This is a genomic window from Echinicola arenosa (genome assembly GCF_014841125.1).
In the GTDB taxonomy this organism is placed as follows: Bacteria; Bacteroidota; Bacteroidia; order Cytophagales; family Cyclobacteriaceae; genus Echinicola; species Echinicola arenosa.
Map to the genome: position 1 here is coordinate 737,119 of NZ_JACYTQ010000002.1, position 11,717 is coordinate 748,835.

13 protein-coding genes are annotated in these 11,717 nt (G+C 39.7%); 8 read left to right on the top strand and 5 right to left on the bottom strand.

The genetic code is table 11. The annotated features are described in order from the left end of the window. Positions 1 to 36: 36 nt before the first annotated feature. The 4 genes from IFO69_RS07825 to rplS all read left to right on the top strand — a co-directional run bounded on the left by IFO69_RS07825 (position 37) and on the right by rplS (position 2,294). Complete coding sequence (locus IFO69_RS07825) at positions 37 to 594, top strand: 30S ribosomal protein S16 (protein WP_192009504.1); 558 nt, start codon at positions 37 to 39, stop codon at positions 592 to 594. Positions 595 to 608: 14 nt separating this feature from the next. Beyond that, the gene (gene rimM, locus IFO69_RS07830; protein WP_192009505.1) at positions 609 to 1,139 is read left to right on the top strand and encodes a ribosome maturation factor RimM; all 531 of its coding nucleotides are present in this window, start codon (positions 609 to 611) and stop codon (positions 1,137 to 1,139) included. A gap of 3 nt (positions 1,140 to 1,142) precedes the next feature. After that, positions 1,143 to 1,829 carry a tRNA (guanosine(37)-N1)-methyltransferase TrmD gene (trmD, locus tag IFO69_RS07835; protein WP_192009506.1) on the top strand — a complete coding sequence of 229 codons (687 nt, stop codon included), beginning with the start codon at positions 1,143 to 1,145 and terminating at the stop codon, positions 1,827 to 1,829. A 99-nt stretch (positions 1,830 to 1,928) separates the two neighbouring features. Further along, a complete protein-coding gene (gene rplS, locus IFO69_RS07840; protein ID WP_192009507.1) occupies positions 1,929 to 2,294 on the top strand; it encodes a 50S ribosomal protein L19 in 366 nt (121 codons plus the stop codon). Positions 2,295 to 2,337: 43 nt separating this feature from the next. Here the strand turns inward: rplS and IFO69_RS07845 are convergent, their stop codons facing one another. Further along, positions 2,338 to 2,880 (bottom strand): 2'-5' RNA ligase family protein, encoded by a 543-nt coding sequence (locus IFO69_RS07845; protein WP_225444044.1) that lies wholly within the window; start codon positions 2,878 to 2,880, stop codon positions 2,338 to 2,340. Between the two features lie 186 nt (positions 2,881 to 3,066). On the opposite strand from IFO69_RS07845, the gene IFO69_RS07850 reads away from it, so the two are divergent. Beyond that, the gene (locus IFO69_RS07850; RefSeq protein ID WP_192009508.1) at positions 3,067 to 3,981 is read left to right on the top strand and encodes a universal stress protein; all 915 of its coding nucleotides are present in this window, start codon (positions 3,067 to 3,069) and stop codon (positions 3,979 to 3,981) included. Here the strand turns inward: IFO69_RS07850 and IFO69_RS07855 are convergent. Both IFO69_RS07855 and IFO69_RS07860 read right to left on the bottom strand, forming a co-directional pair. Further along, positions 3,978 to 4,910, bottom strand: a complete 933-nt coding sequence (locus IFO69_RS07855; RefSeq protein ID WP_192009509.1) for a class I SAM-dependent methyltransferase — start codon at positions 4,908 to 4,910, stop codon at positions 3,978 to 3,980. The two genes, IFO69_RS07850 and IFO69_RS07855, sit on opposite strands and share 4 nt — an antisense overlap. 1 nt (position 4,911) lies before the next feature. Further along, positions 4,912 to 6,282: an exopolysaccharide biosynthesis polyprenyl glycosylphosphotransferase gene (locus IFO69_RS07860; protein ID WP_192009510.1), complete on the bottom strand. Its 1,371-nt coding sequence runs from the start codon at positions 6,280 to 6,282 to the stop codon at positions 4,912 to 4,914. Between the two features lie 579 nt (positions 6,283 to 6,861). On the opposite strand from IFO69_RS07860, the gene IFO69_RS07865 reads away from it, so the two are divergent. From IFO69_RS07865 to IFO69_RS21855, 3 genes are read left to right on the top strand one after another with little or no spacing between them, the layout of a single operon-like run. Beyond that, complete coding sequence (locus tag IFO69_RS07865) at positions 6,862 to 7,089, top strand: FeoA family protein (protein ID WP_192009511.1); 228 nt, start codon at positions 6,862 to 6,864, stop codon at positions 7,087 to 7,089. A gap of 7 nt (positions 7,090 to 7,096) precedes the next feature. After that, entirely contained in the window at positions 7,097 to 9,229 is a 2,133-nt protein-coding gene (gene feoB / locus IFO69_RS07870; protein WP_192009512.1) for a ferrous iron transport protein B, read from the top strand. A 15-nt stretch (positions 9,230 to 9,244) separates the two neighbouring features. Then, positions 9,245 to 9,385: a FeoB-associated Cys-rich membrane protein gene (locus IFO69_RS21855; protein ID WP_225444045.1), complete on the top strand. Its 141-nt coding sequence runs from the start codon at positions 9,245 to 9,247 to the stop codon at positions 9,383 to 9,385. 11 nt (positions 9,386 to 9,396) lie between these two features. On the opposite strand, the gene IFO69_RS07875 is transcribed toward IFO69_RS21855, so the two are convergent. Beyond that, positions 9,397 to 10,530 (bottom strand): glycosyltransferase, encoded by a 1,134-nt coding sequence (locus IFO69_RS07875; RefSeq protein WP_192009513.1) that lies wholly within the window; start codon positions 10,528 to 10,530, stop codon positions 9,397 to 9,399. After that, positions 10,523 to 11,707 carry a glycosyltransferase family 4 protein gene (locus IFO69_RS07880; RefSeq protein WP_192009514.1) on the bottom strand — a complete coding sequence of 395 codons (1,185 nt, stop codon included), beginning with the start codon at positions 11,705 to 11,707 and terminating at the stop codon, positions 10,523 to 10,525. Before IFO69_RS07880 ends, IFO69_RS07875 begins: the two co-directional genes overlap by 8 nt. Between the last annotated feature and the right edge of the window lie 10 nt (positions 11,708 to 11,717).

Here is an 11,717-nt window from a genome sequence, read left to right on the forward strand (position 1 = left end):
GACGGGATCCATCAATTAACTTAATATCAATATACTATGGCAGTAAAAATCAGATTAGCACGTAGAGGTAGAAAAAGAATGGCCATCTATGATGTAGTTGTAGCTGATGCAAGAGCTCCACGTGATGGACGCTTTATCGAAAAAATCGGATCTTATAACCCGAACACTGACCCTGCTTCTATCAACATCAACAATGAGCGCGCTCTACAGTGGTTGTTGAATGGTGCACAACCTACAGACACGGTAAAAGCAATGCTTTCTTACCGAGGTGTATTATTGAAAAAACACCTTCAAATCGGTGTATTAAAAGGTGCTATCTCTCAAGAAGAGGCTGACAAGAAATTTGACGCTTGGAAAGAGGAAAAAGAGGCAGCTATCACTGGCAAGGTGGACAAATTGGCTAAAGCTAAAGCGGACGCTCGTCAGAAAGCCCTTGATGCCGAGACAGCTAAAAACACAGCTCGTCTAGAGGCTATCCAAAAAAGAGAAGAAGAAGCTAAGGCTGCTGCCGCTGCTGAAGAAGCTGCTGCATCTGAGGAGGCTCCTGCAGAAGGAGAAGCTTCTGAATCTAGCGAAGAAGAAACTCAAGGTTAATTACGCGCTTTTCCATGAACAAGGAGAATTGTTTCCAGATAGGTTACATTGCTAAGGTTCATGGACTCCAAGGAGAAGTAACGGCCGTCCTTGATGTAGATTATCCAGAGGAATATGAAGACATCGAACATGTCTTTCTGGACAAAAACAACAGACTGGCACCTTATTTTCTTGAGCATTTTGTCTCACAGCCCAATGGTCGGGTATTGGCCAAGTTTGAAGGTTATGATGACAAGAGCGCTGCAGAAACCTTAGTGGGTTCTGTACTTTACCTTCCACTAAAAGACCTTCCAAATCTTGATGATGACCAATATTATTATCATGAGCTTGTGGGTTTTGAAGTAGAAGATGAGTCCCGAGGAGTAATAGGAAGTGTGCAAGTAATATATGACCTTCAAACCCAGTATTTGATCGGGTTAGACTACCAAGGAAAAGAAGTCTTGATTCCCATTCAGGATGACATTATTCTCAAGGTAGACAAGGCAGCAAAAAAAGTTTTCTGCCGATTGCCGGAAGGCTTGCTTGAAATTTATTTAGAGGAATAGACCATGCGGATCGATATAATCACTGTGGTACCTGGTCTTTTGGAAGGTCCTTTCTCTCACTCTATTTTAAAAAGAGCGGAAGATAAAGGCTTGGCCAAAGTAAAGGTACATGACTTGAGGGATTATGGCATCGGTAAACAAAGGCAAGTCGATGATTATGCTTTTGGTGGCGGTGCAGGAATGGTGATGATGGTAGAACCTTTGGCCAAGTGTATCGAAACACTCAAAAGCCAAAGGGAATACGATGAAATCATCTACATGACCCCAGACGGTAAGACACTTGATCAGCAAATGGCCAATTCCCTATCCTTGAAAGGCAACTTGATGATCCTTTGTGGTCATTACAAAGGTGTGGATGAGCGGATCAGACAAAAGTACATTACGCAAGAAATCAGCATTGGTGACTTTGTCCTTTCCGGAGGAGAGCTTGCTGCAGCGGTTTTGGCCGACGCAGTAATTCGATTGATCCCAGGAGTGCTCAACGATGAGACTTCTGCCTTGACCGATTCCTTTCAGGATGGCTTGCTAGCTCCTCCGATCTATACCCGGCCTGCTGAATACGATGGCATGAAAGTCCCAGAAATATTGCTTTCTGGACACAATGAAAAGATTGCCAACTGGAGGTTTGAAGAATCGGTTCGCCGCACTAAAGAAAGAAGGCCTGATCTATTGGAAGGGAGAGATTTCTAAAAAGGCGATTAACGTAAATAATTGATAATTAATTGAATAAAAAAGATAATTGCATACCTTTGCAATTCGAATTTGCGATAAGCACATAAATATAAAGATATGAGCGAACTACTTAAAATTGTAGAAGAGGAATACAAAGACGTAAGAGCTAAGTTCCCTTCTTTCAAGGCAGGAGATACGATCAACGTTCACGTTAGAATTACAGAGGGTAACAAAGAGCGTATCCAGCAGTTCCAAGGTACCGTGATCCAGAGAAAGAACGTTAACTCAAACGGAGAAACTTTCACTGTAAGAAAAATCTCAAGCGGTATCGGTGTTGAAAGAATTTTCCCTATCCTAGGTCCAAGCATCGAGAAGATCGAGCTTTTGAGATCTGGTAAAGTAAGAAGAGCTAGACTTTACTACCTAAGAGGTCGTCAAGGTAAAGCGGCTAGAGTAAAAGAAAAAATCCACGTGAAGAAGTAATTCTTCACCATAATAAAAAAGGGAATCAGCTTGATTCCCTTTTTTATTTACCCTCCAAATCAAACTCCTTGATCACATACCAGCGGTAATCTATTTTTTTCAAAAGGGCCACTTTCTTCACCTCCATTTTCCCATAGAAACCTTTGGCCTTTACCATCGCCCAACATTCATCAAAATAGCGATCCTTAAGATCACTGTACACAAGTGTCATGTGCGGTGTGAAAGCCTTATCACTCAGTTCCTGTACTTGCTTTAACTCCAATCTACAAAACTGACCAAGTGATTGCTGTAAAGTCGGCAATTCTTCGCCATGTCTAACCCTTGCATACATGATCCTTTTACCAAACCGACCAATCCCTTTAAATTCAATCGGAAAAGACCTGAATCCCGCAAAAAATGTCTCTAAGTACGCTGCTAGTTTCGCTTCCTTTTTCTCACTATAAACAAAAGGCATTTTCAGTGTTACATGGGCGGGAGACTTAAGGGCATGCTTGGCATGGTACTTCTCCAGCACTTCCTGCTTTATTGCTAAAGCATCAGCTTGAATGCTTTCATCAGGAACAATTGCCAGAAAGTATTTCATCATGTTTTTCGCCATTGGAGTAATTTGGTTCATAGTATAACTTTGGCTGGATGTGACCTATTAATACGGCCATACCCATACAAATCTAGGATTTATTCCACTCAAAATTTAAATGAATACAATTATTGCCATTTACTTTTGAAGCTCCCATCTATCTATTAAATTGTTCCAAATCCGTGAATTACAACTATGGAAAAAAGAAACATCGCTTTAATAGGTTTGGACCTGACCAAAATGGACCAAGTCATCCTCGACAATACTAAGAAGGTCATCCAACTTTTAAATCTTGAGAAAATTTACTTTATGCATATCTCCGAGAATCTAGCTCTCCCGGAGGACATCACCAGTACCTATCCAAACCTTTTGGCTCCAGTAGACGAAAGCATAGAGCTGGGAATCAAAAAGAAAGTGGATGAATTGCGCATTTCTGATGAGGTGGCAGTTGAAGTAACTGCAGAGGAAGGAAACCCTATGGACAGTCTATTGAGATGGTCAAAAATAAAAAATGTTGACTTTATAATCATGGGCCGTAAAACCGAACTGGAAGGTAGTGGTACTTTACCAAAAAGAATTGCTCAAAAAGCCCCCAACTCAGTACTTTTCTTAACTGAAGGAATGACTGATAGGCAGTTCAAAAAAATTCTGGTCCCTATTGATTTCTCCAGCCATACTGAATTGATTCTGGAAAAAGTGGAGAGATTTATCAAGAACCACCAAAATGCGGAGATCAAATATATCCACGTGTATGATGTACCGATAGGTTACCATAAAACGGGTAAATCCTATGAGGAATTTGCGGAGATCATGCGTCAGAATGCCCAAAAGGAATTTGATAAAATGGTCAAACAACATAAGATTGAATATCATCCCTGTGACTTTGTACTTAAAGACAAAGCCAGTAATGCTGATCATATATTGACTACAGCCGAAGAAAACGATACTGATTTGATCATCATTGGTAGCCGCGGAAGAAGTAATTCCGCAGCGTTGCTCTTGGGAAGCGTGGCTGAAAGATTGGTCCAAATCAACTATAAAATTCCTATGTTGGTCATTAAAAGAAAAGGTGAGAATATGGGTTTCTTACAAGCCCTTTTGAATATTTAACTTTTCACAAAGTAAAAGCAGGCCTGATCCCCTTGTCCCTCCAAATTCAGCTGGAGGGACTTCTTTTTGTATATTTCCATCTGTTCTTTAGAAAACAGTTCTGATATTAGCACCTCTTTGTGTGTGATGCCCATCTTATTGACCTCACTTCCCCAAAATTGAAAGGAAGTACTATCATATACAACTTTTTTTAGCAAAAGACCGCATTGCTTCGCAATATCCTTAATTGACTTTTCACTATGGAGAAATATATGCCTTGGAGCATCCAGCTGGACCCAGTCGGCTCCATAATGTCTCCAAGCTTCTTTGTCTGCCAAAGGTATCCTAATGAGCAACTGACCACCTTCATTAAGAAGTTCAACAGCTTTCTTCATCACTTGTCTTGGGTTATCCATATGCTCAAAAGAATGATGCATCATGATACAATCAAAACTCTCCTGAACATCGAAAATGGATTTCTTCAACAGCTTAAGCCCAGGTTTAATCTCTCTACTCCTGGAAATAAATGGATCAATTCCAACTAATGAAGTATAACCACTAACCGACCATTCGTAAAGAAGCTGTCCATTTCCGCAACCCACATCAGCTATTTTGCTTGAAAAAGGCAGGTTTAACTCCTGAAGCCAATCACCATAATGGTAATGCTTAAAGTATTTTAATTTGGTGGCTTTAAATATCCTAAAATGAGAAGTTTTTAGAAACCTGCTAACCCATGAGGAAGTATTGATTTCACCTAGAGAATAATAATCTTTGGGATAATATTCACCTAAATTCTTTGGAACATCCACTATTTGAATTGCCTTGCAATTATTACATTCCAAATAATCAAAACTCTCCTGAAAACCAAACATCATTTCCCTTACAGGAAAAACTGTATTTCCTTCTATGTTGCCACAAAGCTTACACGCTAGGGGCCTTAATTCTTGCATATCAATAAACGTTGTCCCTGTTGAATCCCAGTTCACGTATTGTTTTGGCCACTATGGTCATATCCATCCACATTGACCAATTCTGAATATAAAAATAATCCAAACGCACCCTTGACCTAATTTGGTAGGGACGGATAATTTCCCCCCTGTAACCTTTAACCTGTGCTAGTCCAGTAATACCGGGCTTGATTTTATGGCGGGCATTGTATTTCTCTATCTGCGTACGAAATGTCTCATTCATCGGTACCGTGTGAGGCCTAGGTCCTACGATGGACATATCTCCGATCAGTACATTTAAGAACTGGGGCATTTCATCCAATGAGGTGCTTCGCAAAAAGGTTCCTATTTGGGTGACGCGTGGATCATTTTTGGTGGCCTGCAAAGTGTCAGCATAATCATTGGGAGTCATTGATCTGAACTTTAAACACTTAAAAACCTTATTATTTTCTCCATTCCTTAATTGGATAAAGAATATCGGCCCTTTTGACTCCAGTTTGATCAATAGTCCCACCAAAGGAATCATCCAACTCAGAACAAATACAGTAATGAACAAAGAAAATAAGATATCAAAAGCCCTTTTACTCACTCTGTTAATGGCATTATCCAAAGGTATCGCATTGACATTGATGACAAAAAAGTCACCATATTTGGAAAAGGATAGTTTCTTCTCAAGCTGAAGGTTACCTCCAGGAATCACCTTTACCTTAATGTAATTTTCATCAGCATAATGGATGATCTTTTTCATGGTGGGCAGGTCTAACCTTTCATTGATATAAATCAAATCCAAATCCATACCCCTTACTTCCCTAAAAAAGTCAGTCAAGCCCCCCCGTGTCTCTACACAAGTACTCGTATCATCATAGTAACCCAAAAAGTTGATTCCAAAATCCTTTCTGCTTTGGAAAACCTTAGCCAGTTTATAACTGGTTCCTCCTTTTCCAATGATCACCGCATTTCTATAGTTTCCACCTTTAGAACGATATTGCTTAAGGGCAATATGAACGGAAACCCTGTAAACACTGAGCAAAAACATCATGCTTCCTGCATTGACCAACAAAAATAACCTGCTCAAATGGTAAGCCTGAAAGGCAATCCACAAAACCGAAATAATGGAAAAAAACCAGAGTATTGAACCGAATAACTTCTGAATGGTAAATAGGTAATCTGTTGTTCTTCCAACTTTGTAGTCCTTTCTGAACGTAACTAAGACCAACCAGATCACAAGATACAACCCATAAAGAGAAGAGTTCATGTCACTGATGGTAACATATCTTGACACAACCCCATGTGTCATCAGCAATGATATCCCAATTACTAAAATATCGCCCAGAAGAAATAACCAAGGAAAGTATTTGTAAAACCGTCTCGCCATAAAAATGATACTATATACTATGTCACTTAACGCTACAGCAATTTAAATACCATGTTCTTTTCGTTGTAAAAAATTGCTTAGGCTCTTGATGAAATAATTTTCCTTAAATTTTAATTAAGGTACAGTAAAATTATAAAATTTTATCTTTTATTCATCATTAAATATCTGTTAATATATAGTTGTAAGCCTTGCGCTATCAAAATTTATTGCACATACAGTCAGATTTGTCAAAAATGACAGAAGCACATCCGAGCTCACACACTTTTCACTTTCTCATATTATTTTCGCAAGTAGGTTAATGAATGCAAGGCGGAGACGATTACACAAATTGTCCATCTATGACAGCATCTTTCTTGTTCCAGTAAAAAAACAAGTATTCTCCTTTTTCAAACCAAATGACTTAAAGCACAGTAAAACAACATAAACAAACCTACATTTCATCAACACAACAGCCTGTTAACCTGAGTCATTTCATCTACGCCTCTCATCAAAAAAGCCCAAGATTTCATCTCTAACAGAACGAATTCTAATCTTTTTCCGTTAGTTTTGCAACAATTTAGATTTAATCTAACTTCAACTATGAGTACGGCTGATCAATTAGAGCAAGGAAAGATGGCAGTAATCCAGCAAATTATGCCAAGCGAGCTTACCCTTCACTTAATGGAGATGGGTTTCCTGCCGGGAAAACGCATTTCTCTTTTGCAAAGAGCTCCGCTAAAAGACCCTTTGGCTTTTAAGCTGGAAAATACAGTGATAGCCTTAAGAAAAGCTGAAGCCCAGCTGATCCAAGTGACATTAGAAAATTGATCCTTTTATGCCAGAAGTACTTACACCTGCCCAACAGTCCACATTTACCGTTGCATTGATCGGAAATCCCAATGTAGGTAAAACAACCATCTTTAATAGGTTGACGGGATTGCGTCAGAAAGTAGGAAATTACCCTGGAGTAACGGTCGACAAGAGGTTTGCCAATGTTAAAATCGGAGAACAGGAAGCTACTATTCTTGATCTACCGGGAACTTATAGTATTTACCCTAATTCGGAGGATGAAGTAATCGTCCATAGGGTGCTCAACGGCCTTGATCAAGGTAATAGGCCAGATTTTGTACTGGCAGTTGTGGATATGTCCAGCATGGAAAGGGGGCTCTTTCTGATCACTCAAATTATGGATTTGGGACTGCCTATGGCCATCGTATTGAACATGGAAGATACTGCTGAAGAACAAGGCATAAAAGTAAAGACACATGCTCTTTACAGGTCTTTAGGCGTACCGATCATCCAATCCAATGCCCGCAGTAATAAGGGAATAGATGGGATACTTGACCTGATTGGACAAAAGATGTTTGAGAAACCTCAGTCTTTTTTAAACATTGAAGACCTTTTACCTCATGAACTTTCTTCTGCCGTTCAAGAAAAATTTGGATTGGAAAACAGTTATCAAGCTTATCAATTGATACGGTTCCATCAAAGTGAGCCATTAATTGATCATAACGACAAACTTTGGTTGGAGCATCAGTTATCTAAGGTTGAATACGACATCAAAAAGACTCAATTGGAAGAAACACAGCAAAGATATGCTGGCATTCAACAAGTCCTGTCTTCGGCAATTGAAAAAACCGATATTCAAAGAAAGAGATTAACTGACAAGCTAGATAGCGTATTCCTTCATAAAATAGGAGGCTATGGGATCTTCATAGGTATATTATTGGTGATCTTTCAGGCTGTTTTTGCTTGGTCAGCCATGCCTATGGACCTTATAGATGGTTTCTTTGCTACACTCAGTGCCGCAGTAGCTAACCTCTTGCCTGCAGGAGTTTTGACTGACCTGATTACTGAAGGGATAATTCCTGGGATTGGTGGTGTGGTTATCTTTATCCCTCAAATTGCCCTACTATTTGCCTTTTTGGGAATTCTTGAAGATACTGGCTATATGTCACGGGTAGTGTTCTTAATGGATAGGATCATGAGACCTTTTGGGCTCAATGGTAAAAGCGTAGTTCCTTTGATATCGGGTATTGCCTGCGCAATCCCTGGGATAATGGCTACACGTAATATCGGCAACTGGAAGGACAGGTTAATCACCATCATGGTTACTCCATTGATGAGCTGTTCTGCAAGATTGCCTGTTTATGTGATTTTGATAGGCATTGCTGTTCCAGAATCTTATGTGGGTCCATTTAACCTCCAAGCGATAGCGCTATTGGGGATGTACTTATTGGGAATAATAGCGGTGCTTTTCACCTCTTGGATTTTGAAACTGGCCTTAAAATTCAAAGAAAAGAGCTATCTAATGGTGGAAATGCCATTATATAGACTTCCAAGGTGGAAAGATGTATTGATCACCATGTACTCCAAGTCCAAGACTTTCGTATTTGCCGCTGGAAAGGTGATTTTGACCATTTCAGTAATTCTATGGGTATTGGCTTCCTATGGACCATCCAGTGTCCGTGAAGAATCCATCGCCAAGGTTGAAGTTCCCGCTGAGAATGCTGCTCAAGAAGATTTGGACCTTTATGAGAGCCAACTTGCATCTGCGGAGTTAGAATCATCGTACATAGGAATAATGGGTAAGTTCATTGAACCGACCATCAGACCTTTAGGGTATGACTGGAAAATCGGGATTGCACTGATCACTTCCTTTGCAGCTCGTGAAGTGTTTGTCTCTACCATTGCTACACTTTATAGTGTGGGTAGTGATGTGGAAGATGAATTGACCATTCAGCAAAAGTTGGAAAGTGAGGTCAATCCAGAGACCGGGGAAAAAGTATTTAATCTGGCCACTGCCTTTTCGCTGATAGTTTTCTATGCATTTGCCATGCAATGTATGAGTACGTTGGCAGTGGTCTATAGAGAGACTAAAGGCTGGAAATGGCCAGTTATCCAAACCGTTTATATGACCGCCTTAGCATATGTATCTGCTTGGGTAGTCTATCAAATATTGTCTTAAGAAAAGAAATTGATTATGTGGCAGGAAATTATTGTGTGGACTTTATTTGCAGGTATCATTGGCTGGAAAATCTACCAATATGCCAAACCAAAAAAATCTAATGCCTTGGACTGTGGCTGTGGGAAATGTGATGCCGTAAAAACTTCAAAAAATTAAAAATAGGTCTTTCAGGATTTATTAGCCAATTCCTGAAAGACCTCAATATATTGATCGGTAACATGGTCCCAATCATATTTTTGGGTCAACCCTTTTTGTGAATTTTCCCTTAAACTTTTCATTTTTTCTGGTGCGCTTTCTGCTTTGGCCACCACTTCACTCACCTCTTCCCCTGTCTTTCCAAAATACCAACCATATTCTCCCCTTTGAAGCATCTCTTGATTGAAAGGTGTATCCAAAGCCAAAATAGCACAACCATAACCCAAAGCCTTCAGCATGGCCGGATTGGTACCACCATATTCATGACCATGAAAGTAAGCATAACAGTTTTGGTACAATGCAGCCAGTTCATAAGGATCCTTCACATAGCCTGTAAAGAGCAACCGTTCATCAGGTAAATCCTTTAGTCTTTCAGCAAAGGTATCTTTATACGGAACATCTCCCACTATCACCAACCTTCTCTTGGAAGTGGACTTTATGAACCCTTCAATGATCAAATCCGCGTTGTTATCTGGCACCAACCTCCCCACAATCAGGTAATAATCCTCTTTGACCAAATCCCATTTCTTTATCAATGTAGGATCAGCTTTTAAGCCTGGATTGGAGCCATAGGCGATTACTCTTGAGGAAGCACCAAAAAGCTCCTCATAGACTTTTTGCATTTCATCAGAATCATTGATGATCTGGTCATAGAATTTGGTCGCCATTTTAGAAGCCCAAAAGAAATATTTCGCACCAATTCCTTTCCATTTAGGACGCAGCCATTCCAAACCATCCACATTAATGGCTGTAGGTTTTCGAAAAATTTTGGATATCAAACCAAAGGGCCCATTACCGCTATTAACTACAAATATCACGTCTGCTTTGGAAAAACAGGCATGGATCATAGAGAAAAAAGAATGAGTCAATTGGGTAAAGGACTTGGACTCGATGGCCGGCATATAGACCAAATCTATTCCATTGACCTGTTTCGGCCTGTCCTTAAACAAGGATCGGTGACAGTAAACAGTTACCTTGACGCCTTTTTTTACCAGCCGCTCCCCGAGCTCCTTGACCATGGTATCATAGCCACCATAGACATAGGGATAACCTTTTGCACCAAAAATAGCGACTCTAAGGGACTTTTCCTTACTCACTTTATGCATTTACTTTACTGTTGGGCAAAATTGATTGAAATATCTCACCCATATTTTTAATATAAGCTTCTATAGAAAAATCCTTGATCACCCTTTGCTGACCAGCATTTCCTAAAGTGATTCTTAAGTTTTCATCTTCGATTAATTGCTCAAAGGCTGATGCAGCTTGAGGAACATTGTCCCAAGGCACCAAATAACCGGTTTCCCTTTCCAATACCATTTCCTTTGCCCCACCATGATTCGTGGCAATCACTGGCTTTCCAGCAGCCATGGCTTCCAATACAGTAGTAGGTAAAGGATCAGGAAGTATGGAAGGAAGCATAAAGATATCAAAGCCACTCATGATCTCCGGAACATCGGTTCGATAGCCCAAGTCGGTCACTTTCCCCTCAAGGCCATTCGACTTGATTTTGTTTTTGATTTCATCATATAGGTATTCATAGCCCTCAAAGGCATCTCCCACCATGACAAAATGAATTTGATCATACTTCTCAGCCAACTCCTTTGCCACATCCAAAAAGTAGGTCTGTCCTTTCCAAAAATGCACCCGGGCAATCATACCAATTAAGACCGTATTCTGATCAATCCCAATTTCTAACTTTAAATCATATTTGGCCCGCTTAAATGGGAGATAATCGATGCCATTGTAGACTACTTTTAACTTATTCTTCTCTACGCCTGAAGAATAATTATTCGCAGTAGCTTGAGAAACACAAATTACAAGGTCACCTGTTTTTTGAAGTAAGACCTCAATAAACTTTTTAAACCAACTTGGCTGCTCAATAATTTCCCTTACATGCCAAATATGTTTCAATCTCATACTCTTAGCTACCCAAGCTCCTACCCAAACGGCCGTAGTATTGGTATAAATTAGTCCTATATTGTACTTTTTAACTAATTTTTTCAATTCTCTTGAAGCATTTTTCATATGCTTCATTCTATTGACTAAGCCTAGTAAGTTGAAGTATTTTCGTCTGACTACTCCTAATCTAATAATTAAAACCTCAATACCTTCCTCCCTTATAGCATCGGCTAAAGATCCTTCTGAGGAAAGTATAACTATAGGTTTGAATCCCTGTCTTTTTAGTCCAATGACTGACCTTATCAAACTTCTACTGGCTCCATAAAGATCCGTAGAGCTATGCAATACCAGTACAGTGTTTTCTTCTTTATTAAAATTTAGCAATTACTTTTAT

Excerpts from the sequence above, each read along its gene's own strand:
- IFO69_RS07825 (WP_192009504.1), top strand. The coding sequence starts at position 37 with ATGGCAGTAAAAATCAGATTAGCACGTAGAGGTAGAAAAAGAATGGCC.
- rimM (WP_192009505.1), top strand. The coding sequence starts at position 609 with ATGAACAAGGAGAATTGTTTCCAGATAGGTTACATTGCTAAGGTTCAT.
- trmD (WP_192009506.1), top strand. The coding sequence starts at position 1,143 with ATGCGGATCGATATAATCACTGTGGTACCTGGTCTTTTGGAAGGTCCT.
- rplS (WP_192009507.1), top strand. The coding sequence starts at position 1,929 with ATGAGCGAACTACTTAAAATTGTAGAAGAGGAATACAAAGACGTAAGA.
- IFO69_RS07845 (WP_225444044.1), bottom strand. The coding sequence starts at position 2,880 with ATGATGAAATACTTTCTGGCAATTGTTCCTGATGAAAGCATTCAAGCT.
- IFO69_RS07850 (WP_192009508.1), top strand. The coding sequence starts at position 3,067 with ATGGAAAAAAGAAACATCGCTTTAATAGGTTTGGACCTGACCAAAATG.
- IFO69_RS07855 (WP_192009509.1), bottom strand. The coding sequence starts at position 4,910 with ATGCAAGAATTAAGGCCCCTAGCGTGTAAGCTTTGTGGCAACATAGAA.
- IFO69_RS07860 (WP_192009510.1), bottom strand. The coding sequence starts at position 6,282 with ATGGCGAGACGGTTTTACAAATACTTTCCTTGGTTATTTCTTCTGGGC.
- IFO69_RS07865 (WP_192009511.1), top strand. The coding sequence starts at position 6,862 with ATGAGTACGGCTGATCAATTAGAGCAAGGAAAGATGGCAGTAATCCAG.
- feoB (WP_192009512.1), top strand. The coding sequence starts at position 7,097 with ATGCCAGAAGTACTTACACCTGCCCAACAGTCCACATTTACCGTTGCA.
- IFO69_RS21855 (WP_225444045.1), top strand. The coding sequence starts at position 9,245 with ATGTGGCAGGAAATTATTGTGTGGACTTTATTTGCAGGTATCATTGGC.
- IFO69_RS07875 (WP_192009513.1), bottom strand. The coding sequence starts at position 10,530 with ATGCATAAAGTGAGTAAGGAAAAGTCCCTTAGAGTCGCTATTTTTGGT.